We start from the raw sequence: 26,353 nt of genomic DNA on the forward strand, positions 1-26,353 counted from the left end.
CCTCTCGATCCGTTAAGGATTGGTGAAGGTTCACCCGGTCATGGCGTGTGCCGTGTAGCCAGCCTTGGTGAGAGCATCGCTCAGTTCGAGGCTCGAGGCGGTCGTCTCGATCCGCACACGCCCGTGGGCGAGATCGACTTCCACGTCGGCCTTGCTGTCCAAACGGCGAATGACCTTGGTGACGGCCTGAACACAGCCGTCGCAGGTCATCCCGTCGACCTGCATCAGAAGATCCTTCCGAAGCTCCATCGTCCACTCCCGAACACGTATTCCCTGATGTCGGTCGCGAGGTCCGCGCCGGCAAGAGGAGGCTTCGGTCCGCCCGAGACGAGGATTGCGTGGCGGGCTCCGCAAACTTCCAATGATATGCCCGCGGTCGCTGCTGCATCCCGGGTGGTAGAGCAGAATCGCTTCGGAGGCTTGCAGATGCGGGGCCGGTCGGCGACAAAGAGAACAAGATATTAACTCAGATAATGATTCGCCCGGATACGGGTTCGAACCACGGGGCGGGGGCATCCGATGGTATCGACGTTTAAGTCGAAGGCTGGCGCTATCCGCCAGCTGCAAGCATGGTCCGTTCCAGCATCTGCCGGCGGTCTCGTGGGCGCTATGTCGCTCCTGGCCGGAGCGCCACTTGCAATTATTGCGCTTCACGTAACGGCAGGTGCCGGAATTGCATTCTGTTGGAGCGAGATGCGCAAGCTGAAGCGTGTCGAGCAGAAGTCGTCGCGTGACATCGGAGCGATTGCAAATCGCCTGATTCAGCTCGAGCAGCGAATCGCGAGAAGTCAGAATGCGACGCTGGATCCCGCGCTCCGCTCGACAGTCGTCGAAGTGACGGGAGAGCTGAGCGTGCTTGGCGGGCTCGTGCGCGACCTTGCTGACAGTGTCGCAGCACATGATCGCGACATGGATAAGCTCAAGGAGCGCCTCGCTCAGAAGATTATCGACAAGCCGGAGGCTGCCGAAAAACCGGTTCTGCCGCGGGAGGTCGCTCCCGCAGCCGAGGCGCCTGTCGATCCGCTGCTGTTACCGCAGACTCGTCGGCTGGTGTCTCTCGCGGAGGCTGATGTCCACCGGATGGGTGCCATCGTACAGGCTTTCGAGACGGATCGGCTCGAACTGCACCTCCAGCCAATCGTCGCTCTTCCCCAGCGGAAAGTGAGATTTTACGAGGCCTTCGCCCGGCTGCGCCTGGCGGACGACACAGTTCTCGTCCCGGCAGAATTCATGCCCGTGCTGGAGCGGTTGAGCCGGGTATCCGAGCTCGATCGTCGGATGCTCGAGAGAGCCATCTCGATCGCGCGGCATCTCGTGTCACGCGGCAGCGAAGCGATCGTCAGCGTGAATCTGTCGTCGCGCTCGATCGAGGAGCCGGGCTTCCTGAGGAGCGTGGCGCGGATCATCGATGCCGCACCCGATGTGGCCGGCAAGGTCGTCCTCGAACTGCCGCAGCATTGCTGGCGCAGTCTCGATATCGAGAAGGCCGGCGCTCTCGCGGCCTTGCGCGACAAAGGCGTTCCTTTTGCGCTCGATCATGCGACGGATCTGCGGATCGATCCGATCGCCCTTGCCGATCGAGGCGTTCGATTCGTGAAGATTGCGGCAGATCTCCTTGCGAATGCCGACCCAAAGAATGGTCTCGACATCGAGCTCGGTGATCTCGCGGCCGTCCTTCGGCGTGCCGGCATTCAGCTCATCGCGGAGAGAGTCGAACGGGAGGAGGTCGTTCCGGACCTCATCGACCTCGACGTGCCTCTTGCGCAAGGCTTCGTCTTTGCACCTCCGCGGGTAGTGCGGTCGGAGGTGTTCCACGCGCACCCCGTCGCGAAAGCGGCGGAGGATACAGTGAAAACGCCCATGGCTGAGCCGAGCGTATCCGTTGCGGTTCAGGGCAGCCCTGCGTCCGAGTCGGAGGAGCGCAAGCCGTTCCGCGCTTTCCTAAGACGCGCGGTCTGATATAGGCGGCGAACCGCTTGTCCACCCGACTTCGAGCATGTCCGCTATTCACAAACAGCCCGTCGCTCTCGTCAGCGGCTTGAAAGCACTCGCTCCCCGTTATGACGTCATCCTGTGCGACGTCTGGGGCGTTCTGCACGATGGCCTCGTCGCATTCCCGGATGCGAGCGATGCATTGATGCGTTTCCGGTCGGACGGGGGCTGCGTCATTCTCGTCTCCAACGCCCCGAGGCCGGGTCAGTCCGTTGCCCGGCAGCTCGATCGTCTCGCTGTCCCGCGCCTTGCCTATGATGCGATCGTGACCTCGGGGGACCTCACCCGGCAGGCCGTGGAGGAGCGCCTCACACAGGTCGTGCACCATCTGGGCCCGCTCCGGGACCGGCCGATCTTCGACGGGCTTTCGGTTCAGTTCGGATCGATCCAGGAAGCGGACTATGTCGTCTGCTCCGGCTTCGACAATGACGATGAGGAAACGGTCGAGATGTATCGACCGCGCCTCGAAGCGATGCGGCAGCGGGATCTCTGGATGATCTGCGCGAACCCGGACCTCGTCGTGGAGCGCGGCGACACGCTGATTCCCTGCGCGGGCGCGCTGGCCCTTGCGTATGAGGAGATGGGCGGGGAGGTCTACTATGCGGGCAAGCCGCACCGGCCTATCTACGAGGCTGCGCTCGCGACCGCTCGGCGCATTTCCGGGGCGGACACCATCCCGGCCGAGCGGATTCTGGCCGTCGGAGACGCAATGCGGACCGATATCGCGGGGGCTACGGCATTCGGCATCGACGCTCTGCTGGTGGCGCGCGGGATCCACAGTGCGGAACTCGGGATCGCTGCAGGGCCGCTCGACGAAGCCACGGTGCATTCGTGGCTGGAGCCTCAGGTCCTTCGCCCGAAGGGCGTGATCGATACGCTGGTCTGGGCTGCATAGGCGCCGGACAGGTTCGGCATCTGTGGGCGGGGATGACGTCCCGCTCCGGCACCGCTTCGATCGGTCGATGCCGGAGAGCGCTCCCCTCAGCTGAAGAGCTTGTCGATTTCTTCCTGTGCGATCCCGCTGTCCTCGTCCTGTGGCCCGTGCAGGAGAAGGGCCTCGCGCCGGGCATTGCGGAGGAGCGCTTCGGGATCGCGCTCGTCCTCGGCATCGCGCGCCCTGACTGCAGAGGCGAAATGGTTGAGGCGCCGCTCCAGTTGAGACAGGGCCTCCGCGACCCGGTTCAGGCGCTGGCCGGTGATATCCTGGAAGGAGCAGGCCTCGAGGATTTCGATCAGTTTCGATTCAACGAGGCTTCGGTACTGCTCGCCCGGAGCATTGCGGATCGCAAGGATCTCCTCGGCTGCGCCCATGATGCGGTGGGTCGCCGAGGCCGTCGTTTTGACGACACCGCCAAGCTCCCGTCCCGCTTCCGGCAGCCTCTCGCGCCAGATCTCGTTGGCGCGCAGCGCGTTGATCTCACGCCTAATGTGCTGGAGATAGTCGGCGACTTCCGCGAGTTCCCGAACGAAGGCCCGCACGTCATCCGGTTGCTGAGCGACGGTCTGTTCCTTGCGTCGCCCGCGGAGTTCGGCACCAAGGCGGCGTGCTGCGGCAAAGGGCATAATCAAATGATCGGTATGGAGAAAGGAGGGTGGGCCTTACGCGCCGCAGACAGCCTCGATCTTGCTCTTCAGGGTCTGTGCGTTGAAAGGCTTGACGATGTAGTTGTTGACGCCTGCCTTCTTGGCGGCGATGACGTTCTCGGTCTTCGACTCGGCCGTCACCATGATGAAGGGAGTAGTGCGCAGGGAATCGTCGGCCCGGACGTGGCGAAGCAGCTCGTAGCCGGTCATCGGCTCCATATTCCAGTCGGAGATCACGAGCCCATAGGATTTCTGCTTGAGCTTCTGGAGTGCGGTCGTTCCGTCCGATGCGTCGTCGATATCCTCGAATCCAAGCTGCTTGAGCAGGTTGCGAATGATCCGAACCATCGTCTGATAATCATCGACGACGAGAATCGGCATCGCGAGGTCTAGCGCCATCCCTCCGGCTCCGCTTCAGGGCTGCCTTTCTGGCAGCGTCAAATTGAACTTGGCTCTCCAGGAGCCATCGTGCGGAGCCTAAGTCGTCGCCCGTTTCGAAGCGGTTAATCGCGCATCGAGGGGCGCGGCACCAATTCCGGATCCTCCCATGCTTGACCGGCTGGGTGGTTTTCTACAGGTTCCCGGCCTCATCGGACCATGCCATCTTCCTTCACCCTTTCCCGGAATCCTTCCGCCCCTCCGCAGGCGCTTGCCGGCGCGACGGTTGCGATCGGCAATTTCGATGGGCTGCACCGGGGCCACCAGCACCTCGTCGGAGCTGCCCGGGATGCGGCACAGGCGAACGGGCGCCCGAGCGCTGTCCTGACCTTCGAGCCTCATCCGCGCACCTGGTTCAACCCGCAGAATCCGGTGTTCCGGCTCACGCCTGAACCCGTGAAGCTTGCCGTCCTCGAGCAACTCGGCATCAACGGAGCCTTCGTCGAGACGTTCGGACCGGCCCTGGCAGCGCTCTCTCCCGAGGAATTCGTCGGCTCGCTTTTGGTCGGGCGGCTCGGGGTCGGAGCGGTCGTGGCTGGGCACGATTTCCGTTTCGGGCGGGGACGCTCCGGGAATCCAGAGCAACTCGCGGCACTTTGCGGAGCGGCCGGTATTTCGTGCCTGATCGTTCCGGCAGTCTCCGCGGAGGGCGAGATCATCTCCTCGACCCTAATTCGTCGCCTTCTCGAAGAGGGACGTGTGCAGGAGGCGAACCAACTCCTCGGCTATCGGTGGCTCGTTCGCGCCAGCGTGCAGCATGGCGACAAGCGCGGGCGGATTCTCGGATATCCGACGGCCAACCTTCGGCTCGATGATGATTGCCGGCTCCGGCACGGGATCTACGCAGTTCGGGTCCGCCTCGGTAATCGGGTCCATGACGGTGTCGCAAGCTTCGGGCGACGGCCGACCTTCGACGATGGCGCCCCATTGCTCGAGGTCCACCTCTTCGCATTCGAGGGAGACCTTTACGGCTCGACGATCGATGTCGAATTCGTCGCCTGGATTCGCGGCGAGGAGCGGTTCGCAAGTGTTGAGACCCTCGTCGCCCGCATGGACCGCGACTCGCAGGAGGCGCGAGATCATCTCCGGACCGCGACCGAGCGCTCCTTCATCGAGGCGTTTGCTGCTGCAGCGCAGGCTTCCGGCGACGCTTTATTCCCATCGGGCGGCAGTCTATAAGGCTGGCCATGTCCATGATCCGACGGGCCTCCCGCGCGGCCTGTGTCCCGCGCGCCCTGCGAATTACCGGCCCGGCCTCGGCCTGATCGTGCCGAAGGCCGGGGAACTGCTCCGCGCCCCTGTTCCGCCAAGCGGCTTCGCTCGAAGCCGCCCGACCGCTCGATGCTATGAACGACCAGCCTCCCAAGTCCGCAGCCACGGCTCGCGACTATTCCGAAACTCTCTTTCTGCCGCAGACGGATTTCCCGATGCGCGCCGGTCTTCCGCAGCGCGAGCCCGCGCTCTTGGAGCGGTGGAACGAGATGGCGCTCTACCGCCGCATGCGCGAGCGCGCCGAAGGCCGGCCCCGCTTCATCCTTCACGACGGCCCACCCTACGCCAACGGCAACATCCATATCGGGCATGCCCTCAACAAGATCCTCAAGGACATCATCGTCCGCTCTCAGAGCATGCTCGGCTACGATTCCAACTACGTTCCGGGCTGGGACTGTCACGGCCTGCCGATCGAATGGAAGATCGAGGAGGAGTATCGCCGCAAGGGTCGCAACAAGGACGATGTGCCGGTGATCGAGTTCCGGCGCGAGTGCCGGGCCTTTGCCGAGAAATGGATTGATATCCAGCGGGACGAATTCCGCCGTCTCGGCGTCGAGGGTGACTGGGAGCACTATTATTCGACGATGGCTTTCGATGCCGAGGCGCAGATCGCCCGCGAGATCATGAGCTTCGCCGAAACCGGCCAGCTCTATCGCGGCTCGAAGCCCGTGATGTGGTCCTCCGTCGAGAAGACCGCTCTCGCCGAAGCCGAGGTGGAATATCAAGAGAAGACCTCGCCGACGATCTGGGTGAAGTTCCCGATCATCCGGACTCTCGACCAGGATCTCGCCAATGCGTCGGTCGTGATCTGGACCACGACACCCTGGACAATCCCCGCGAACCGCGCGATCGCTTTCGGGGGCGACATCGATTACGGGCTGTATCGCGTCACCGAGGCGCCCGAGGACAACTGGGCCAAGACCGGTGATCTCCTCGTCTTGGCAGACAAGCTCGCCGCAGATGTCTTCGCGGCAGCGCGGGTGACCGCGTACGAGCGAGTCAAGGGCGTTCTGTCGGTCATGATCGAGCGTTGCGCTCATCCCTTCCGCGGGGCCGAAGGCGCCGGCGGCTATTGGGATTTCGACGTTCCGGTGCTTCCGGCTGATTATGTGACGGACGATGCGGGGACGGGTTTCGTCCACACGGCGCCCGGCCATGGTGCGGACGACTACAACACCTTCGTGCGCCACAGGGCGGTGTTCGAGGCCTGCGGTACCCGCGAAGTCCCGCATACGGTCGCCGAGGACTCTTCCTATTTCGCGAACGTGCCGTTCTTCGCGGGCGAGCGGATCTACGACGATAAGGGCAAGGATGCCGGCGCGAACGAAGCCGTGATCCGCAAGCTCATCGAGGTCGGCGCGCTCCTCGCGCGCGGGCGTCTCAAGCACCAGTATCCGCATTCCTGGCGCTCCAAGGCGCCGCTCCTGTTCCGCAACACGCCGCAATGGTTCATCGCCATGGACAAGCCGCTGTCGGGCGAGGGGGACACCCTTCGCACGCGCGCGCTTTCGGCGATCCGGACAGTGCAGTGGGTGCCGGAGAGTGGCGAGAACCGCATCACCGGCATGATCGAGAACCGCCCGGACTGGGTTGTCTCGCGCCAGCGGGCCTGGGGTGTTCCCATCACGGTGTTCGTCGATCGCGAGAGCCAGGCGGTCCTCGTCGATCAGCGCGTCAACGCGGCGATCGCAACGGCCTTCGAGGCGGAGGGTGCCGATGCATGGTTCGCGGATGACGGCAGCCGGTTCCTGGAGCCGTTCGGGTATGATCCCACGCGCTACGAGAAGGTGACCGATATTCTCGATGTCTGGTTCGATTCAGGCTCGACCCACAGCTTCACGCTCGAGAAGCGCGAGGATCTCGCCGCAAACCGCAAGGTCGATGGCGGTCCGGACAGCGTGATGTACCTCGAGGGCTCGGACCAGCATCGCGGCTGGTTCCATTCCTCGCTGCTCGAAAGCTGCGGCACCCGCGGCCGCGCACCCTACGACGTCGTCCTCACTCACGGCTTCGTGCTCGATGAGAAGGGACAGAAGATGTCGAAATCGCTCGGCAACGTGACGGCACCGCAGAACGTCATCAAGACGTCGGGTGCGGACATCCTTCGCCTCTGGGTCGCCGCCTCGGACTACTCCGACGATCTTCGCATCGGTCCGGAGATCCTGAAGACTTTCGTCGAGACCTATCGCAAGCTGCGTAACACCGTGCGCTGGATGCTCGGGTCCCTGCATCATTTCCGGCCCGAGGATCGGATGCCGGCGGAGGAGATGCCCGAGCTCGAGCGCTTCATCCTGCATCGGCTTGCGGAACTCGACGGCGAGATCCGGGAAGCCTACCGCGAATTCGACACGAAGCGGATCGTGGCGCTTCTGAACGGCTTCATGACCGTCGATCTCTCCGCATTCTACTTCGACATCCGCAAGGACACGCTGTACTGCGATCCCCGCTCGAGCACTGCTCGCAAGAGTGCGCTGACAGTGATCGATCAGGCCTTCCGCTGCGTGACGCTCTGGCTCGCACCGATCCTCGCCTTCACGGCGGAGGAGGCTTGGCTCGCGCGTCATCCGGATGGAGAATCGGTGCACCTCGAAACATTTCCGGACGTGCCGCAGACCTGGATCGATGAGATCCTGGCCGCACGCTGGGCCAAGGTGCGCCGGGTCCGCCGCGTCGTGACCGGGGCGCTCGAGATCGAGCGGGCGAACAAGCGGATCGGCGCCAGCCTGGAGGCCGCGCCGCGGGTGTTCATCAATGACGATGAACTCTTCGCAGCAGTCGAGGGACTCGATCTCGCGGAGATCTGCATCACCTCCGCCCTCAAGCTCGAGCGCGGGGAGGGCCCCGCCGGGGCCTTCCGTCTCGACGACGTCCGCGGCGTCGCCGTTGTCTATGAGCCCGCCGAGGGACGCAAATGCGCTCGCTCCTGGAAGATCACCCCAGAGGTCGGGTCCGATCCCGAATATCCGGACGTGACCCCCCGCGATGCCGAAGCGCTGCGGGAATGGGAAGTTGCGAGGAAGGCGGCATGAGTCCCGGCGGCGATGCTGCCACCCTCACACGGCTGCTACGCAGCCGACCTCTCCCGTCGGGGGAGAGGTGGAGCGCGCGCAGCCGGCACATCACCTCTCCCCTGGCGGGAGAGATCGCCCCAATTTGGCAGAACGAACCCAAATGTATATTCCTCCTCGTGGGAGAGGTCGCCCCGGAAGGGCGGGTGAGGGGGGAAACACTGCGTTTCCCCAACAATAGGCTCCCTTGTCATCACCCGACCGGCAGGAAGCCGTGAACGCGTCGCGCCTCGGCATCTCGACTGCTGTCGCGGTCATGCTCGTCGATCAGGTAACGAAGCTTTATCTTCTGTATCTTTACGATCTTCCCTTGCGTGAGCCTGTCCGGCTCGCGCCGTTTCTGGATCTCATCGTCGTCTGGAATCGTGGAATTTCGTATGGGCTCTTCCAGCAACACAACGACCTCGGCCGTTGGCTCCTCATCGGAATTTCGCTCGTCGCAGCACTCGCTTTGGGGGCCTGGATCAGGAGAACGCAGAGCACCCTCCTTGCGCTTTCCCTGGGTCTCATCGCCGGGGGCGCGGTCGGGAACGCCATCGACCGCATCGCCCATGGCGCGGTGTTCGACTTCATCCATTTCCACGTGATGTCGTTCTCGTGGTACGTCTTCAATGTGGCAGACGCGGCCATCGTTGCGGGTGTTCTCGGGCTCCTCTATGACTCCTTCGTCATCGAGAAGAGGCGGAGTGGCCCAAGATCACGGCGGGCCGGAGCATGACCCGGCGTGAACGCCACATGTTCGCCGGAATGGAGCATCAGGCCTGCGGGCGCATGATCCGGTCTCGAGGCCGAGGAGACCAGGGCGGTAAAAGCCCAGGGGAAGACTAGGTGGGGTTGCTATGAAGCATGCGCGTTTCAGTTCCTTGCTCGTCTGCGCGGCTGCGCTGGCGCTTGCTACCGCTCTGCCGGCTGCGGCGCAGGAAGAGGGCGCAGCGGTGAAGAGCCTCCTCGGGAACATGGGGATCATCCCGAAGGATCCGCCGCGGATCGATTATCGGGAGCGCGCTCCGCTCGTGGTGCCGCCCCAGTTGAACCTTCCTCCGCCGGTCGATTCGAAGGCCGTCGAGGCACACGCCAGCTGGCCCCGGGATCCCGACGTCGCAGCTGCCCGGCGCGAAGCCGCGGAAGCGTCGAAGCGCTACGAGGAGACCGACTATTATCGCCTGAACCGTAATTCGCGGCTCAGCATCGAGGAGCTACGGGGCTATGGTCGGCGGCCAGGTGCACAGATTACGACCCCGTACCGAGGACCGAGCGAGAAATCCAGGCTCGAACCGGAGGAGTTGCGCACGCCCAGCCAACTCGCGGAGCGCAACTCCGCGCCGCTCGAGCGGCGCTACTTGAGTGATCCGCCGGCGGGTCTGCTGAGTCCGGCCCCCGGAGCGCCTGTGAAAGCCACTCAGGAACCCCCGATCGACCACGCCTATGAGCGTTGGATGGGGCGCTGACGATAGCCTCCCTCTCTCCTCCGCCGATCGTGTCGCATCGGCGCGATGTGCGGCTGCGCTTGCTTGTCGCACATCGCGGCATAAGTCCGTTGCGTCGAGTTACTGTTCCTTGCCGAGAGGTCTCCCTTGATCGCGAATAGCGCTTCTCCGCTCAGCTTGCGCACCGAGGCTTCGCCCCTTGGCGGAACGAATGGCGGAGGACCGCTCGTCCAGTCCTTCACGCTCGGTAATGGCCTCGATGTCGTCGTTGTCCCGGATCATCGCGTTCCGGTGGTGACGCACATGATCTGGTATCGGAACGGCTCCGCAGACGACCCGATCGGGAAGTCGGGCATCGCGCATTTCCTCGAGCATCTGATGTTCAAGGGGACGGAGCGGCATCCGGCCGGTGAATTCTCGAAGGTGGTCTCGAGCCTCGGTGGGCAGGAGAATGCCTTCACGTCGTTCGATTACACCGCCTACTTTCAGCGGGTGGCACGTGAGCATCTTGGCACGATGATGGAGTTCGAAGCCGATCGCATGACCGGCTTGAGCTTCGACGAAAGCGTCGTCACGCCCGAGCGGGAAGTCGTGCTCGAGGAGCGGCGGATGCGTGTCGAAACGGATCCGTCGGCCCAGCTCTCCGAGGCCATGGCAGCCTCGCTCTTCATGCATCACCCTTACGGTATCCCGATCATCGGCTGGATGCACGAGATCGAGGGGCTCACGCGCGAGGATGCGCTCTCCTATTACCGCCGGTTCTATACGCCGGAGAATGCGATCCTCGTAGTGGCGGGAGACGTTACCGCCGATACCGTGCGCCGGCTCGCGGAGGGGACCTATGGCCGGATCGCTCCGCGCGGATCGCGCCCCGTGCGTTTCCGGCCGCGGGAGCCAGAGCCTCGCGCCATGCGTCACCTCACAGTGGCGGATCCGAAAGTCGAGCAGCCGACGCTGCAGCGACTCTACCTCGTTCCATCGAGCCAGACGGCCGAGAATGGCGAAGGGCAGGCGCTCGACCTCCTCGCCGAGGTGATCGGATCCGGCCCGACCTCCTTTCTCTATCGAAGGCTCGTCCTCGAGCGGCATGTCGCCGTGAATGCCGGAGCCTGGTACATGACCTCCGCGATGGACGACACCCGCTTCAGCGTCTACGCGGTTCCCGCACAGGGCGTCTCACTCGAGCAACTCGAGAAGGAAGTGGACGAGGCGCTGGCCAGCGTGCCCGGCGATGCGCTCGACCCCGCCGCGATCGAGCGTGCGAAAACCCGGCTTCTCGCGGAAACCGTCTATCAGACGGACAGCCAGTCGTCGCTTGCCCGCATCTATGGCTCCGCGCTCGCGATCGGTGAAACGATCGAGCAGGTGCAGCGGTGGCCGGAAGAAGTCGAAGCCGTCACGCGAGAGCAACTCGCTAGCGTCGCGGAGCGATATCTCGTGTCGCGCCGGTCGGTGACGGGTTACCTTGAGAAGGCATAAGGGGAACATCTCGATGACGATGAAGACCACCATCGCTTCACGGGATGCGTCGCCCACGGCCGTGACCACCTTCGTGACTCCGCAGGGGATCGAAGTCTGGCAGGTCGCCTCCGACGTCGTTCCGCTCGTCGCGATGGCCTTCACCTTCGAAGGAGGGGCCGCCCAGGACCCGGCCGGTCGTCCGGGCGTCGCGCAGATGCTGGCACGCCTTCTCGACGAGGGCGCGGGCCCCTACGATTCCGATGCGTTCCAGGAGCGGATGGCGTCGCGCGCCATCGAGATCTCCTTCAATGCCGGGCCCGATGCGACCGGAGGCTCGTTGAAGACCCTCGTCCGGCATGTCGACGAAGCTTTCGAACTCCTCCGGCTGGCGCTTGCAGAACCGCGCTTCGACTTGCCTGCGGTCGAGCGTGTGAGAGCCCAGACGGTTGCAGGCCTACGTTATCAGCAGAACGATCCCGGCGTGATGGCCACGCGGCGGTTCTTCGCAGAGGGCTTCCCGGGGCATCCCTATGGTCGGCCGACATCGGGCACGATCGAGAGCGTAGAGGCGATCACGCGCGATGATCTCGTCGCGCTCCATCGACGTGTCATGGGCCGGGATCGCGTGAAGGTCGCCGTCGTCGGGGCCATCGATGCGGAGCGACTCAGTCTGCTCGTCGACAAGGTCTTTGGCGAGCTTCCGGAGGCGGAACCCCTCACATCGGTTCCGCCCACGAGCCTTGGCGGGCGCGGTTCGCGCGTCGTCGTCGATCTCGACGTCCCGCAATCGGTCATCCGTTTCGGGACTGCCGGCATCCCGTGGCGCGATCCGGATTTCATCCCGGCCTATGTGCTCAACCACGTCCTAGGAGGAGGCGCCTTCACATCGCGTCTGTTCCAGGAGGTACGTGAGAAGCGGGGCCTCGCTTACAGCGTCGGAACGTCTCTCGTGAGCTATCGGGCTGCGGCCATGACCTGGGGGTTCACGGCGACGAAGAACGAGCGCGTGGGCGAGTGCCTCGAAGTGATCGCCGGCGAACTGGCCCGTCTTCGCGCCGGGGGACCGACCGAGCAGGAATTGCAGAAGGCCAAGGACTATCTCGTCGGATCCTACGCCCTCGGCTTCGACACATCGACGAAGATCGCCCACAATCTGGCGCAGATCGCGTTCGAGAACCTGGGCGTGGACTACGTGGCGCGCCGGAACGCGATGGTAACTGCCGTGACCGAGGAGGACGTGCAACGCGTCGCAGAGCGGATCCTCGGAGACGAGCGTCTGCTCGTCGTAATCGCAGGTCGGCCGACCGGCTTGTGAGCCAATTACGGATCCCGCCGTATTGGATGCTACACGTGTGATCCGCGACCCGGCATCGGGAGCCTCAGCCCTCCGGCTGAAGCCCTGCCGCTCCCAAGGCTTTGGGGCGCATGGCCTTTTCGGAAATCCGGACGCCGTTGGAAGCGCCATGCTCTAGCCCGGAAGCGTCCGCTGCCCTATCGTCCGCGTCCTGGAGTCAGTCGGAGCGTCTTTGATGGGCCTGCAGCAGACGATCGATCTCGCACTCGAATCCCGGATCGGCGACGGAGGTTTGGCGCAGGAGGCGCTCGACAAGGCGTCGGCTCGGGTCGAGAAGGCCGTCGAGCGCCTGCGGGACGAGGAGCGGACGGGCCGACTGGCGCTCCTGCGACTGCCCTCGACCACGGTCGATCTTGCCGAGATTCGCAGCGCCGCGTCCATGCTTCGTCAGGACGCCACCGATGTCGTCGTGCTCGGGACGGGCGGGTCGAGCCTGGGCGGGCAGACGCTTGCGCAACTGAAGGATTATGCGGTCCCCGGGGCCGGTCGCTTCACGGATGCCCCGCGCATCCACTTCCTCGACAATCTGGATCCCGTCACCTTCGAGCACATTCTGCACCGGCTTCCTCTCTCCACGACCCGCTTTGTCGCCGTGTCGAAATCGGGCGGCACGGGTGAGACCCTGATGCAGACGATTGCCGTGCTCTCGGCCCTGCATCGGGCAGGCCTGAAAGCATCACCCGCCGAGTCGATTCTCGGGCTGTCCGAACCACGCCGCCCAGGCGTGCGAAATGCTCTGCGCGATCTTCTCGAGCCGGAGGGCGTCCGGTTCCTCGATCACCACACCGGAGTGGGCGGACGCTACTCAGTGCTCACCAATGTCGGCCTCCTGCCGGCCGCAGTCATGGGGCTCGATCCCGCAGCCGTACGGGCTGGCGCAGCCGAGGCCCTGGCGCCAGTGCTCTCCGGCAAAAGGATTAAAGAGATACCCGCCGCACTGGGGGCTGCCCTGTCGGTCGCCGCGATGGAGCACGGGAAGGCGATCACGGTCATTGCTGCCTATGCGGATCGCCTCGAGCGGTTTACCCGCTGGTGGGTGCAGCTCTGGGCGGAGAGTCTGGGCAAGGACGGCAAGGGCTCTCAGCCGGTCGCTGCGATCGGACCGGTCGATCAGCACAGCCAGCTGCAGCTCTATCTGGCCGGGCCGAAGGATAAGCTGTTTACCGTCATCACGACGGCCGTGGCAGGCATCGGCCCGGTGATCGACGCACAGCTCGCCAAGCGGGCCGGCGAAGCGGGTTTCGCGGGCAAGCACATCGGAGATCTCGTCGCCGCCCAGGGACGCGCCACCGCGGATACGCTGGCCCGGAATGGCCGCCCGACCCGGCAGATCCATCTCGAGCGTCTCAACGAGAAGATGCTCGGAGAACTCCTCATGCATTTCATGCTCGAGACCATCCTCGCTGGCTGTGCCATGGGTGTCGATCCTTTCGATCAGCCGGCCGTCGAGGAGGGTAAGATTCTCGCGAAGAAGTATCTCGCGGGTGAGGCCGACTGAGGCGAGGCATGCCCGTTCGCCGACTCGATCCCGTTCTGATCGACCGCATTGCTGCGGGGGAGGTGGTCGAACGTCCCGCAGCAGTCGTGAAAGAACTTGTCGAGAATGCTCTCGATGCCGGCGCGACCTCGATCGAGGTCGCCATCGAGGCCGGTGGGCGCCGTCTGATCCGCGTCGTCGACAACGGGCGCGGCATGACTCCGGGCGACCTCGATCTCGCCGTCGAGCGACATGCCACGTCGAAGCTGCCCGACGGCGATCTCTTTGCCATTGAGACGCTGGGCTTCAGGGGCGAGGCATTGCCGTCGATCGGCGCTGTCGCGCATCTGTCGATCATCACGCGCATCGCCGATGCGGCGACTGGCTCCACCATCGTTGTCGAGTCCGGTCGCAAGGGCGAGGTCCGGCCGATTGCCGCCGCCCTTGGAACACGCGTCGAGGTGCGCGATCTCTTCGGTGCCGTGCCGGCTCGCCTGAAGTTCCTGAAGAGTGACCGCAGCGAGGCGCAGGCCGTGGCGGAGACGATCCGCCGTCTCGCCATTGCACATCCGGGTGTACGCTTCACGCTTGCCGGGGACCACATCACCCCGTTCAGCTTCGCTGCCGAATCTCCGGATCGGACCGGCTTGCTGCGTCGCGCAGGTCGCGTTCTCGGCTCCGAGTTCAGCGAGAACTCCGTGCCCGTGGACGTCTCGCGGGAAGGCGTTTCCGTGCGGGGCTTTGCCGGCCTGCCGACCTACCATCGTGGCGCAGCCACGCACGTCCATTTCGTCGTCAATGGCCGGCCCGTGCGCGACAAGCTGCTCTTGGGTGCCGTTCGTGCCGCCTATGCCGACGTGATGCCGCGGGAGCGCCACCCGGTGCTCGCACTCATGCTCGAACTCGATCCCGGCTCCGTTGATGTCAACGTCCATCCGGCGAAGACGGAAGTGCGCTTCCGGGACCAGTCGCTTGTGCGCGGCCTCGTGATCGCAGCGCTCAACGAAGCCATATTGCGCGGCGGCTTTCGCGCTGCGAGTACCGGCGGCACGCGCACGCTCGAGAGCCTGCGTCCCGAGAGGGGCGGCATGCGTCCGCACGTCGTTTCCGCCCAGGTACCATCCTTCCGGCACGCCTCCACCTTCGCAGGATGGCAGGCGCCGCTGGAACCTGCACACGGGAACACCGGCTTTCGAGAGGACGCTCCGGCGCTTCCGGGCGTGTCGGCTCCATCGGCCGACATCCGCACCGTGCCAACGCATGCCGAAGCATCTCTCGACTCACCGCTCGGCGCTGCGCGAGCACAGATTCACGGGACTTACATCGTTGCGCAGACGCGGGACGGCATCGTCATCGTCGACCAGCACGCGGCCCATGAACGGCTCGTCTACGAGCGGCTGAAGCGCGAGCGTGCGGAACGGTCCGTGGCCCGACAACTCCTCCTCATCCCGGAGGTCGTCGAACTCGAACCCGTCGAAGCCGACCGCGTGACCGCGGCGCAGCAGGAACTCGAAGAACTCGGACTCGTGATCGAAAGCTTCGGGTTGGGCGCGGTGCTCGTGCGCGAAGTGCCGGCCGCGCTCGCCGGGGGACGCATCAAGGCGATGGTGCAGGATGTCGCCGACGCTCTCGCGGAAGCGGATGACGGGCGTACCGCCGTGAGCGAACGCATGGATGCCCTGCTCTCGCGAATGGCCTGCCATGGTTCGGTGCGGGCCGGACGCCGGCTGAAGCCGGAGGAAATGGATGCGCTCCTGCGCGAAATGGAAGCCACGCCCTTGTCGGGCCAGTGTAACCACGGCCGGCCAACCTATGTGGAGTTGAAACTCTCGGACATCGAGCGATTGTTCGGTCGGCGGTAAGGAGCGCTGCCGAGAGTACACATGAGCGGCGCATTGCCTGTCGCATCAACCGCGCGTCGCTTCCGTCAGCACATAGTGATCCGGCGACACGTCGATTACGTCGTGGGTGATCGAGACCGCCCTGTCCAAAGGCAAGAGCCGATTCCGCTGTCACGGAATCGGCTCTCAACTTCAGCGACCTGCATTTCTTGACGCCGAACCGGATATGCTTCGCCTGAAGTCACCTCGGTTTGAGATTGCAGACTCCACCTCGGGTAAGCGTTCCGCTCTGCTGCGTCGTGAGAACCTGTCTCGCTAGTCCTGTCAAAGTGCAGGAGACTTAAGCCCTGAGGGCTGCCGCTTCAGTGGTTCTCCAGCATCATCCGGCGCCGATCCTCGGCCGCGAACAGTTCGGCTGTCTTGAATGCCACCTCCGTCCGGTTCCTGGCCTTGAGCTTCTTCATGATGTTGCGGACATGAACCTTCACCGTGCTCTCGCACATGTTGAGTTCATACGCGATCATCTTGTTGGCTTTCCCCTCGCGCAAGGCTTTCAGCACCGCTGTCTGACGGCTCGTGAAACCGCTTCCGCTATTCTCGGCGACAGTCTGATCCGAGGTCTCGATCGTGCGGCGGCAGGTCAGAAGGCTGCTGACGGGAACGTATGTTCCGCCGGCAGCGACCAAGTGCATTGCCTCGACCGCAACGCTGAGCGGTACGCTCGAAGGGATGTATCCCTGCACACCATTGTTCAGGGCACCGATGATATCCTCCGGATCTTCTTCGTCCGAGAGGAGTACGACCGGAGGGGCGCCCGGCCCTTGCTTGATGAGCGTCAGTTCGCGCGCGAGTTCCTGACTGTGGAGCCGGCCCTGGTTGACGTGCAGTATAACCAGGCAAGCAGGCGCCGCTTCTTGCCGCTGTTCCAGCCATTCGGCTGCCGATGAGAACGACAGGATCGCGGAGCCGGTGTCAGTTGCCTTCAGGGCGTGAGCGAGGCACTCGCGGCTCAGCACCCTGTGATCGATGAGTACGATCGTCCGCTCAGCTGGAGGCGGCATCTGATTAAGCACATCGCCCTCCAATTCCTTTGTTCTTGGAGATCCGTTAGGCCGCGACTTCTCCGCTCGCTCCGGGACTGAATGCAAATCAATCATGTTGCCGCCCTTTCACTTTCTCAGAAGTTCCACTTCGAATGACCTCGAAGAAACTTTTCGTCTGTATCGGGATGCACTCGGGCACTGAGCGAAGCCAGATGCCGGCGACCGAGCAGATCCGTCTCTCATCCTCGAGATTTACGCATTACGCACGACTAGCGCTTCACGCCCGGAGGTGGCTCGTGACAAGGACGATGCGCAGTTCCATACCAGAGTAATCGGCTGTTTGCCTCTCCAGGCCGGAATGCATGTCCTCCACGATATTCAAGCCCGGGATGCCCCGTGCTCGCTACCCATTCCCTACGCGAACCGGAACTCGGCACAATCATCCGTGAGGAAGAGTACCCCACGGAGTGAAGGAGGCATTGAACGCAACCTCGTCGTGGGTGCCCAAGAGTAACCTGTCGCTTCCGCTGCAAGCTTCCCAAGAGACGCCGCAGATCTTGAAAACCTATCGGCCACTCGAGACGCGCTAAGCCATTGTTCTGACGCGGCATGCACCGGAAGATACCCGAACCAGGTCGGAGCGCGAGTGTTTGGCGGGATACTCGCTACCCCCACGGTCAACAACATTAACGTAAATTTAACATCGCGCAAGGGCTTGATCTATTGCTGTCGACGTGCCGCTTGCCCAAGTGGGTCGCACCTTCCCCTACGGCCGATCAGGTCGATGGCTTGGATCATCTGGAGAAATCAGGCCGGATCTCCCTTGATGCCTGCCGAAGTCATGGCGAATGCTGTCCATCCGGGAGGCCGGCTCCGCCTCATGGCGGTGTCATGCTACTCCTTAAGAGGTAGCTTCCCGCCTGGTCATCCAGGAGCCTCTATGGGAGCGGGAGCGATGCCGGATAGGGCCTTCCGCTTCGACGCGGACGCTCCGGAGAGCCCGCTCCGAGCCTGCCTTCACATCCTTCCTTGGATATGCTCGATCAGCGGAAGGATTGATCGAGCCTGATCGAGCAAACGACCACGCCGGCGGCGTCGGCAATATGGAGGCGCCAGCCGGCCCAGCCGATCGCCGAGGATGGATCGGATCGCCACAACTCCTCGATCTGCGTCAACGCTTCCGTGCGAGCGTCCTCGAGATTCGAGATTTCAACACCGTCCTCGTCGGGAATGGCGTCGTACAGGTCGGCCAAGTGGAAGAAATATCGCGCCACGATCGGTCTCCGCACTTCAACTATTTGCCTGCAGAGCCGTCACGAAGTGCAACGGATTATTTCGGGGCGAAAGGATCCCTATTTCGAGGAATTGAGCAAGCCGAGTCCATCGGATGCCCCTCCATGTCCTTCGGCTGATCCTCATCGGGACGTAGCACTACCGCGGTTCCTGCTGGAGTGCTCTCGAGAGTTCAATTCTGCGAAGCGGAGGTCATTGGCAGAAGTCAAAGAGAGCATTATCGCGTTTGCCGCCATGGCGAGTGGTGGTGTGGCGATCCGGACGTTGGTGCGCACGGCTCTTGGATTGGTGGCCTCCGGCTCGCGCAATGACAGCGTGGTGCCGGAAGGCCATTTCATGCGTCAGGATCGCCCGGGGAACACCCTCATTCCGGCACGACCCGGACTGCCCCTTTCGCGGCACTCGTCGTCATGGCGGCATAGGCCCGCAGCGCGGTCGAGACCGTCCGTTGGCGGTTGGCGGGCTTCCAGCCCTTGTCGCCGCGCGCCTGCATGGCGGTACGACGTCGGGCGATGTCCTCATCCGGCACGGCTAGCCGGATCGTGCGGTTCGGGATGTCGATCTCGATGAGGTCGCCTTCCTCGACGAGCCCGATGAGCCCGCCCTCTGCAGCTTCGGGGGACACGTGTCCGATCGACAGGCCGGAGGTGCCACCGGAGAAGCGGCCATCCGTGATCAGCGCGCAGGCTTTGCCGAGGCCCTTCGACTTCAGATAGCTCGTCGGATAGAGCATTTCCTGCATGCCCGGCCCGCCGCGGGGCCCCTCGTAGCGGATGACCACCACGTCACCGGCCTTGACGGCCCCGCCGAGAATGCCCTGCACGGCCGCATCCTGGCTCTCGAATACGCGCGCTGGCCCCCTAAAGGCTAGGATGCTTTCGTCGACGCCCGCCGTCTTCACGATACATCCATCTTCGGCGAGATTGCCAGTCAGCACCGCCAAGCCGCCATCTTTCGAGAAGGCGTGCTCCGCGTCGCGGATGACACCCTTCTCGCGGTCGAGATCGAGCTCCTCGTAGCGGCGCTCCTGGCTGAAGGCCACTGTCGTTGGGACCCCGCCCGGCGCGGCCTCGAAGAAGGTCCGCACCGCCTCGCTGCTGGTGCGCCGCACGTCCCAACGGTCGAGGGCATCGCCGAGGGTCTCGGCATGCACGCTCCCGACATCCCGGTGCACGAGGCCGGCCCGATCGAGCTCGCCCAGGATCCCCATAATGCCGCCGGCGCGGTGTACATCCTCGACATGAACGTCCGGGACCGCAGGAGCGACCTTGCAGAGCACCGGAACCCGGCGAGAAAGCCGGTCGATGTCGCGCATCGTGAAATCGACCTTGGCTTCGTGCGCCGCGGCGAGGAGGTGCAGTACCGTGTTGGTGGACCCGCCCATGGCGATATCGAGGGTCATCGCGTTCTCGAAGGCCTCGAAGGTGGCGATCCCGCGGGGCAGCACCGAGGCGTCGTCCTGCTCGTAGTAGCGCCGCACCAGGTCAACGATGAGGTGCCCGGCCTCGACGAAGAGGCGCTTGCGGTCGGCATGGGTCGCTAGCACCGTGCCGTTGCCGGGCAGTGCCAGGCCGAGCGCCTCCGTGAGGCAGTTCATCGAGTTCGCCGTGAACATGCCGGAGCACGAGCCGCAGGTCGGGCAGGCCGAGCGCTCGATCGTCCGGACCTCGTCATCGGTCAGTGTATCATCGGCGGCAGCGACCATCGCGTCGACGAGGTCGAGAGCTCGGAGCTTGCCGCGCAGGTTGACCTTGCCGGCCTCCATTGGGCCGCCGGACACGAACACGGTCGGGATGTTCATGCGCAGGGACGCCATGAGCATGCCGGGGGTGATCTTGTCGCAGTTCGAGATGCAGACCAGCCCGTCCACGCAATGGGCATTCGCCATGTACTCGACGGAGTCGGCAATGATCTCGCGGGAGGGCAGGCTGTAGAGCATGCCGTCATGGCCCATGGCGATGCCGTCATCCACTGCAATGGTGTTGAACTCCTTCGCGACGCCGCCGGCCTTCTCGATCTCGCGCGCGACCAGCTGGCCGAGATCCTTCAGGTGCACATGGCCCGGGACGAACTGCGTGAAGGAGTTGACGACGGCGATGATCGGCTTGCCGAAATCCTCGTCCTTCATGCCCGTCGCCCGCCAGAGGCCACGGGCGCCTGCCATGTTGCGGCCGTGAGTGGACGTACGTGAGCGATACTGGGGCATGAGGACAACCTGATGATGCTGGGAGTGAGCCGTGCTTAGACTGCCGGCTCCGGAACTTGCAAGCCGGGAATAGCACTTCGGAGGGTTCCGCGTCCGAGCCTGAGGTTGCTCATTCGGCACCTTGGCGCCCGCGGAAGGGAACTTGAGAGAATGGTCGCGGTTGCTCCCAAAATCCCTCCAACGGGAGATCTGCCATGAGGCGGCTCGAATTCGCTCTCCCCCTTGTCGCGGTGTTGCTCGCCGCTGGAACTGGTGCTGCCGAGGCCCAGACGCCCTCAGCAGCCTGCGGCGACAAGGTCACGGTTCAGGGTGGCGACACGCTGAGCAGCATCGCGCAGCGATGCAACGTCAGCGAGCGCAGCCTGATGCGCCTCAACCCTCGCGTCGATGGCTCGAGCGATCTGCGCGCTGGCATGGAAATCAGGATCCGCGGCGAGTCTAGTCCGGGGGATTCGGATCTCGTCGGACGGCTACGCTCCTTCGCGAACGAGGCCGCGGATCTGCTGTCGGGGCTTGCCCGGGATGCGCAGACCACGGCCGAAGACATCCTGGCCAAAAATCCCGATCTGCGCCAGCGCCTGGAACGCTGGAGCGAGCAACTCCGTGGCAATCCGGCAGAGACCGGCGAAGGGACAATCTCAGTTTCACCGTCGGAGGGCCCGGTCGGCGCGACCGTCACCGTGACGGCGAAAGGCCTTCCGCGCGATACCAACGTGGTGATCGGCGCCGGCCGGCCGCAAGCGGCCTATCAGGTGATCGAGCGGGCGAAGACGGGGTCGGACGGGACCCTGCGGACGAGCGTGCGCATCCCCGATTGGGCCGGCGAGGCGGACCGCCTCGTGATCGTCGTCGCGGCAGAGAATTCCGATTGGACTCTTCGCTCGCAGCCGATCCGGGTGACGGGCACGCGCCTTTAGAAGCGCGCTTCAGTCCGGCACTGCAAATTAGGCAGGAGCCCCGCCGGACACAATTGTAACGACGCGGTTGCAAAGTCCGAGAACATTGGCATCTGTTTCGGCCCGATACTTGGGGCATCAGAGAGCACCGGCGGCGTTATGAATCTCTCCGAATGGCTGATGCGGTCTGCAACACGGTCGCCGCTCGCGCCGGCGCTTCTCACCGGCACGCATGTTGCTGCCGATTACGCGGGCTTCGCGAGACGCGTGATGCACCTCGCAGGGGGGCTCGGGGATCGTTTCGGGGTGAGCCCTGGCGACCGGGCCGCGCTCTTCCTCGCGAACCGCGTCGAATATCTCGAGCTGTTCTACGCGATCTGGCACGCAGGGGCCGTCGCAGTCCCGATCAACCAGAAGCTACATCCCAGGGAGGCGGCGTGGATCATCGGTGATGCCGAAGCGAAGGTCGTTTTCGTTGACGAGGATGGCGCAGACGGCCTCGGGCCGCTCCTCAAGGACGCCGTCGGCCACGAGCGCGCGGTTGCAGTCGGCAGTTCGGATTTCGAAGCACTTCGCCGGTGCGAAGCAGTGGGTGCCCCGGTGCCGCGGTACCGGGACGATCTCGCCTGGCTTTTCTACACCTCTGGAACGACGGGAAAGCCCAAGGGCGTGATGCTGTCGAACGGCAATCTGCACGCCATGGCGCTCTCCTACTTCGTCGACGTCAACGACGTCCTGCCGACCGAAGCCGCGTTGTATGCGGCGCCGCTGTCGCATGGCGCGGGGCTCTACAATTTCATGCACGTGCTGCGAGGGTCTCGTCACGTCATCCCGGAATCCGGAGGCTTCGACGGCGCGGAGATCCTTGCCCTGGCAGAAACGCTCGACAGCGTTTCGATGTTCGCTGCTCCGACGATGGTCCGGCGGCTGGTCGAGCATGCGAAATCAACCGGCAGCGACGGAAAGGGGTTGCGCACGATCGTCTATGGCGGCGGGCCCATGTACGTCGCGGATATCGAGGAGGCGGTCGCCGTCATGGGGCCGCGTTTCGTCCAGATCTATGGCCAGGGCGAAAGCCCGATGACCATCACGGCTCTGCAGCGTGATCTCGTCGCCGACCGCACACATCCGCGCTGGCGTGAACGCCTCGCATCCGTCGGTCGTGCTCAGGCGGTGGTCGAAGTGCAGGTAGCGGATGAATCCGGCCGAATTCTACCGCCCGGCGAGACTGGCGAGATCCTCGTGCGCGGCGAGGCCGTCATGCAGGGCTATTGGCGCAATCCGGAGGCGACCGCGAAGACCCTTCGTGACGGCTGGCTCTGGACCGGTGATGTCGGCGTCATGGACGAGGAGGGATTCCTCACCCTGAAGGACCGGTCGAAGGACGTCATCATCTCCGGTGGCACGAACATCTATCCACGAGAGGTTGAAGAGGCGCTCCTGCTGCACGAGACCGTTGCAGAGGTCTCCGTCATTGGCCGGCCCCACGCAGATTGGGGAGAGGAGGTCGTCGCCTTCGTGGTTGCGAAGCCAGGGTGCGTTATCGAGACGTCCGCACTTGATCGGCATTGCCTCGATCATATTGCCCGCTTCAAGCGACCGAAGATCTATCATGTCGTAGAGGCGTTGCCGAAGAACAATTACGGCAAGGTGCTGAAGACGGAACTGCGGGAGTGGCTCGTGAAGTTGAGAGGGTGATGATGCGCTGTGCTTGAAATCTCGGCGCCGTCACCCTCACTCGCCCCTCCGAACTCGCACAATGCAAATGGCGCAATTCTCAACAGACTCCCGACGGAAGCAAACCGCACGAGGCCATCACTCCGCAGCCCCGTACTTCTCCCGCCACTTCGGCCCGGGACCGCGCATGTAGTGAAGCTCTGGTCGATAGGAGCTGTGAAACTCCCGCGTGAGCTCATGCCAGAAATCGGTGAGACCTTGCTTGAGATGCTGAATGGTCTGCATGGCCGTACTCCCTATGCTGGCAGTTCGGGATTTAATGAAGCCGATGGCGGGGGAGACGGGGCTCCTCGTCGTCCCAGGCCGCGATCTGTGACGTGTCGATCCCGCGATCGAACAACTGGTCTGCGATGGTGCTGAAAGCGAGCCGCCGTTCATCGAGTTCGGTCTCGAGATCGCAGGTTTCCTCACCGGCGAGCCGTGCTGCCGCGGTCTGATCCAGAGCAGTGAGAAAATTCGCGTAGGCGAATGCCGTCACCGCGGAGCGGAACAGCATGCAATCGGAAGCCTCGACGCGGCTCGTCTGCAGGTCTCTCACCTGCACGAGATAGCCATCGGTTTCCGCAAGCACTTCGCACCGCCAAGTGGAGCCTTCAGAGATTCCAACGACCATGATGACCTCCCGTCATGGGCTGCAGGACGATGGTGCAGCCGTGTGCGGCGGATTGGAAATTTGTAATAGCTACTGGTTCGATAGGTCCGTGCTATCACGCACCTGCATGCGGTCCTCAACGCACGAACCGATGCTCGTGTGTGATCTAGCGCACGGATGAGCGGTCTCGATTGGAGATGTGGCCGCCAGGATGAGCCGAATGGTGGGTGAAGCGGCCTAGCCGGACTGCTGCTCGCTCCCGAACCGCGCGAAGACGATGTGGGTCTCGCCGTAGTCGCGACGCTCGATCTCGGAGAAGCCGTCGGGCAACACCACCGTGGTGCCCTGCGCTTCCTCGACGACGGTGAGGGCTCCTGGCGCGAGCCAGCCGCCCTCGGCCGCGGAGGCGAGGGCGCGCGGGGCAAGGTCCCGCCCATAGGGCGGATCGCAGAAGATGAGCGAGAAGGGCGGGATCGGTCCGGCCGCGCCGAGCCGCGTTGCATCCCGCCGGAAGAGACGCGTCGATCCGCCGAGCCCGAGCGCGTCGATGTTCTCGCGAATGATGCCGCGGGCCTGCGCACCGTCGTCCACGAACAGTGCGAAGGCCGCTCCGCGGGACAGCGCTTCCAGGCCCATGGCACCCGTTCCCGCGAAGAGGTCCAGCACGCGCGCGCCCGTGACCGGATCGTCATAAGCATGCGCGAGGACGTTGAAGATCGTCTCGCGCAGGCGGTCCGAGGTCGGACGAATGGCATCCGAATGCGGGCCACCGAGATTCCTTCCCCGGAAGCGCCCTCCGACGATTCTCACGATGCGGCTCGCGTGCAGGCGTTACGGGCGCCGGCCCGGCTTGCCGCCCGGGCGTCCGCCCGGACGTGGGCCGCCCGGCTTCGGAGGACCACGCCGTGGCCGATCCTCGCCGGCGGGAGCAGGGTGCCGCGGCCCTCTGTGGCGTGACTCGGCCTCGAATCCGCCGGCCCGACGCGGACCGCGTGAGGTCCGGGCTTCATCGCGCGCAGCGCCATGTCGGGCGTGGCGCGGCGGATGCGCCTCCTCTTTCGGAGAGCTTACGAGGCGCTCGACGACCACCCTCCGACCCTCGGGTGAGGCCACCGCACCGACCCGCTGCCGCGGCTTGGTGCCGCTCGCCGCGCGATCCTGCTTCGCATCGGCCCCACGCCGGGGCGGCCTCGCCGGCCTGCGTGGATTCTCCTCCTCGTCGGCGCGCCAGGACGTCCGGCGTTCCCGCTCGTCCCGCGTGCCGCGCAGTGGACGGGCGTCTTCGTCCTGACGGGGGCGATGCGGTCGTTCGCGCTCGTCGAAGCGGCGGTGCGATGGGCGATCCTCGAAACGGCGCTCGGCGCGGTGCTCTGCAGGCCTGCGTTGCGGCTTCTCTTCGGCTCGCTCCGGTGCGCCTGGCTTCGCCCCGAAGGGGGCGATCGGTTCGCGCACCGGACTTTCGAAGTCGACGCCGGCTTGGGCTGCCAGCGTCTCGCCGAGCTGATCCTTCAGCACGCGAGTCTTCACTTCCTCGACGAGTCCGACCTCCAGATCACCGAGCTGAAACGGGCCGAAGGACAAGCGGATGAGGCGATTCACGGTGAGGCCGAGATGCTCGAGAATCCGCTTCACCTCGCGGTTCTTCCCCTCACGCAGGCCCATCGTGATCCAGGCATTGTCGCCCTGCACGCGGTCGAGCTTCGCTTCCACGGGGCCGTATTCCATGCCGTCGATGGTCACGCCGTTGCGCAGCCGGTCGAGATCGGCCTGCGTGACATCGCCGTGGGCTCTCACGCGGTAGCGGCGCAGCCATCCGGTATCAGGATGGGCGATGACCTTTGCGAGGCCGCCGTCGTTGGTGAGGAGGAGCAGGCCCTCGGTGTTGATGTCGAGCCGCCCGATCGAGACGACCCGAGGCAGGTCATCGGGCAGAATATCGAACACCGTCTGGCGCCCCTCCGGATCACGCGCCGTCGTCACGACGCCACGCGGCTTGTGGAAGATCCACAGGCGGGTGCGCTCCTTCAGGGGGAGCGGCTCGCCGTCCACCGTGATCACCGCGTCGGGCGATACATTCACCGCGGGTGAGCGCAGCACCTCGCCGTTCAGCGTCACGCGGCCCTGCTCGATCATGGCTTCGGCATCGCGCCGCGAAGCGATTCCGGCCCGCGCGATCACCTTCGCGATCCGTTCCTCGGCAGGCTCCGGCGGAGGCGCAGGAATCGCAGCGACATCGGCCTCCTGCTTCGGAGTGGCAGTCCTCTTGCCGTGCGTCTCGCGACCGGTCTCGCGGAAGCCTTCTCTTGTGCTGGGTCCGCTCCGCTCTCCGCGGAGAGGCTTGTCGCCGCGGCTGCGAAAATCGGCGCGATCGCGGCCTCTGCCCTCGGGCGCGTCGCGTCTCTCGCGGAACTCGCCGCGGCCGCGGAATTCGTCCCGAGAGCCGAAGGCAGCCTTGCCCGGCCCGCGACGTTCGTTGCGGTCGCGGCCAGCACGTGGCTCTCCTCTATCGGCACGGTCGCCTTTCGGCCCACCGAAGCTCTTCGCGCCGAAGCGCTTGGTATCCTGCCGGCCTGTCGAAGCGTCCCGTTGCGGCGGTCTTCCGCGTGGGCGCTGTCCTTCGGAGCGGCCCCGCGGCCGGCCCCGCTTGTCGTCGTTGTCGTTGTCGGTCATTG

General features: G+C 64.5%; 22 protein-coding genes. 12 read left to right on the forward strand and 10 right to left on the reverse strand.

Annotated elements, in window-relative coordinates:
- Window positions 1-30: 30 nt before the first annotated feature.
- Complete coding sequence (locus BN1233_RS25490; RefSeq protein ID WP_046866416.1) at window positions 31-249, reverse strand: heavy-metal-associated domain-containing protein; 219 nt, start codon at window positions 247-249, stop codon at window positions 31-33.
- Between the two features lie 444 nt (window positions 250-693).
- On the opposite strand from BN1233_RS25490, the gene BN1233_RS25495 reads away from it, so the two are divergent.
- Together BN1233_RS25495 and BN1233_RS25500 are read left to right on the forward strand one after the other, a co-directional pair.
- Complete coding sequence (locus BN1233_RS25495) at window positions 694-1,959, forward strand: EAL domain-containing protein (protein ID WP_048708223.1); 1,266 nt, start codon at window positions 694-696, stop codon at window positions 1,957-1,959.
- A gap of 37 nt (window positions 1,960-1,996) precedes the next feature.
- On the forward strand, window positions 1,997-2,887 hold the full coding sequence (locus BN1233_RS25500) for a TIGR01459 family HAD-type hydrolase (RefSeq protein WP_046866417.1): 891 nt from the start codon (window positions 1,997-1,999) through the stop codon (window positions 2,885-2,887).
- An 86-nt stretch (window positions 2,888-2,973) separates the two neighbouring features.
- On the opposite strand, the gene BN1233_RS25505 is transcribed toward BN1233_RS25500, so the two are convergent.
- Both BN1233_RS25505 and BN1233_RS25510 read right to left on the reverse strand, forming a co-directional pair.
- On the reverse strand, window positions 2,974-3,555 hold the full coding sequence (locus tag BN1233_RS25505) for a protein phosphatase CheZ (protein WP_082145646.1): 582 nt from the start codon (window positions 3,553-3,555) through the stop codon (window positions 2,974-2,976).
- A gap of 36 nt (window positions 3,556-3,591) precedes the next feature.
- A complete protein-coding gene (locus tag BN1233_RS25510; RefSeq protein WP_046866418.1) occupies window positions 3,592-3,975 on the reverse strand; it encodes a response regulator in 384 nt (127 codons plus the stop codon).
- 198 nt (window positions 3,976-4,173) lie between these two features.
- Here BN1233_RS25510 and BN1233_RS25515 point away from each other — a divergent pair, with 198 nt between their 5' ends.
- The 8 genes from BN1233_RS25515 to mutL all read left to right on the forward strand — a co-directional run bounded on the left by BN1233_RS25515 (window position 4,174) and on the right by mutL (window position 15,935).
- Complete coding sequence (locus BN1233_RS25515) at window positions 4,174-5,193, forward strand: bifunctional riboflavin kinase/FAD synthetase (RefSeq protein WP_063776643.1); 1,020 nt, start codon at window positions 4,174-4,176, stop codon at window positions 5,191-5,193.
- Between the two features lie 167 nt (window positions 5,194-5,360).
- Window positions 5,361-8,315, forward strand: coding sequence for an isoleucine--tRNA ligase (gene ileS, locus BN1233_RS25520; RefSeq protein WP_046866419.1), 2,955 nt, complete (start codon window positions 5,361-5,363; stop codon window positions 8,313-8,315).
- A 253-nt stretch (window positions 8,316-8,568) separates the two neighbouring features.
- Window positions 8,569-9,072 (forward strand): signal peptidase II, encoded by a 504-nt coding sequence (gene lspA / locus BN1233_RS25525; RefSeq protein ID WP_046866420.1) that lies wholly within the window; start codon window positions 8,569-8,571, stop codon window positions 9,070-9,072.
- A gap of 121 nt (window positions 9,073-9,193) precedes the next feature.
- Complete coding sequence (locus BN1233_RS43315; protein WP_048708219.1) at window positions 9,194-9,802, forward strand: hypothetical protein; 609 nt, start codon at window positions 9,194-9,196, stop codon at window positions 9,800-9,802.
- 129 nt (window positions 9,803-9,931) lie between these two features.
- On the forward strand, window positions 9,932-11,260 hold the full coding sequence (locus BN1233_RS25535; RefSeq protein ID WP_425311746.1) for a M16 family metallopeptidase: 1,329 nt from the start codon (window positions 9,932-9,934) through the stop codon (window positions 11,258-11,260).
- A 13-nt stretch (window positions 11,261-11,273) separates the two neighbouring features.
- Complete coding sequence (locus tag BN1233_RS25540; RefSeq protein ID WP_052763931.1) at window positions 11,274-12,557, forward strand: M16 family metallopeptidase; 1,284 nt, start codon at window positions 11,274-11,276, stop codon at window positions 12,555-12,557.
- A 214-nt stretch (window positions 12,558-12,771) separates the two neighbouring features.
- Window positions 12,772-14,094 carry a glucose-6-phosphate isomerase gene (locus tag BN1233_RS25545; RefSeq protein ID WP_046866422.1) on the forward strand — a complete coding sequence of 441 codons (1,323 nt, stop codon included), beginning with the start codon at window positions 12,772-12,774 and terminating at the stop codon, window positions 14,092-14,094.
- Window positions 14,095-14,102: 8 nt separating this feature from the next.
- On the forward strand, window positions 14,103-15,935 hold the full coding sequence (mutL, locus tag BN1233_RS25550) for a DNA mismatch repair endonuclease MutL (protein WP_046866423.1): 1,833 nt from the start codon (window positions 14,103-14,105) through the stop codon (window positions 15,933-15,935).
- Window positions 15,936-16,276: 341 nt separating this feature from the next.
- Here the strand turns inward: mutL and BN1233_RS25555 are convergent, their stop codons facing one another.
- The 3 genes from BN1233_RS25555 to ilvD form a co-directional block, all read right to left on the reverse strand.
- Window positions 16,277-16,987, reverse strand: coding sequence for a LuxR C-terminal-related transcriptional regulator (locus tag BN1233_RS25555; protein ID WP_187144367.1), 711 nt, complete (start codon window positions 16,985-16,987; stop codon window positions 16,277-16,279).
- A 1,013-nt stretch (window positions 16,988-18,000) separates the two neighbouring features.
- Window positions 18,001-18,231: a DUF6894 family protein gene (locus BN1233_RS25560; protein WP_046866424.1), complete on the reverse strand. Its 231-nt coding sequence runs from the start codon at window positions 18,229-18,231 to the stop codon at window positions 18,001-18,003.
- Window positions 18,232-18,614: 383 nt separating this feature from the next.
- Window positions 18,615-20,456, reverse strand: coding sequence for a dihydroxy-acid dehydratase (ilvD, locus tag BN1233_RS25565; protein WP_046866425.1), 1,842 nt, complete (start codon window positions 20,454-20,456; stop codon window positions 18,615-18,617).
- A 194-nt stretch (window positions 20,457-20,650) separates the two neighbouring features.
- Here ilvD and BN1233_RS25570 point away from each other — a divergent pair, with 194 nt between their 5' ends.
- A complete protein-coding gene (locus tag BN1233_RS25570; protein ID WP_046866426.1) occupies window positions 20,651-21,373 on the forward strand; it encodes a lytic transglycosylase in 723 nt (240 codons plus the stop codon).
- 138 nt (window positions 21,374-21,511) lie between these two features.
- On the forward strand, window positions 21,512-23,050 hold the full coding sequence (locus BN1233_RS25575; RefSeq protein ID WP_046866427.1) for an AMP-binding protein: 1,539 nt from the start codon (window positions 21,512-21,514) through the stop codon (window positions 23,048-23,050).
- Window positions 23,051-23,167: 117 nt separating this feature from the next.
- Here the strand turns inward: BN1233_RS25575 and BN1233_RS47285 are convergent, their stop codons facing one another.
- The 4 genes from BN1233_RS47285 to BN1233_RS43320 all read right to left on the reverse strand — a co-directional run bounded on the left by BN1233_RS47285 (window position 23,168) and on the right by BN1233_RS43320 (window position 26,351).
- A complete protein-coding gene (locus tag BN1233_RS47285) occupies window positions 23,168-23,314 on the reverse strand; it encodes a hypothetical protein (RefSeq protein WP_154678296.1) in 147 nt (48 codons plus the stop codon).
- Window positions 23,315-23,345: 31 nt separating this feature from the next.
- Window positions 23,346-23,702, reverse strand: coding sequence for a hypothetical protein (locus BN1233_RS25580; protein ID WP_046866428.1), 357 nt, complete (start codon window positions 23,700-23,702; stop codon window positions 23,346-23,348).
- 216 nt (window positions 23,703-23,918) lie between these two features.
- Window positions 23,919-24,491 (reverse strand): 16S rRNA (guanine(966)-N(2))-methyltransferase RsmD, encoded by a 573-nt coding sequence (rsmD, locus tag BN1233_RS25585; RefSeq protein WP_046866429.1) that lies wholly within the window; start codon window positions 24,489-24,491, stop codon window positions 23,919-23,921.
- 21 nt (window positions 24,492-24,512) lie between these two features.
- Window positions 24,513-26,351, reverse strand: a complete 1,839-nt coding sequence (locus BN1233_RS43320) for a pseudouridine synthase (protein WP_052763933.1) — start codon at window positions 26,349-26,351, stop codon at window positions 24,513-24,515.
- Window positions 26,352-26,353: the final 2 nt, after the last annotated feature.

The organism is Microvirga massiliensis (genome assembly GCF_001006805.1).
Classification (GTDB): domain Bacteria; phylum Pseudomonadota; class Alphaproteobacteria; order Rhizobiales; family Beijerinckiaceae; genus Microvirga; species Microvirga massiliensis.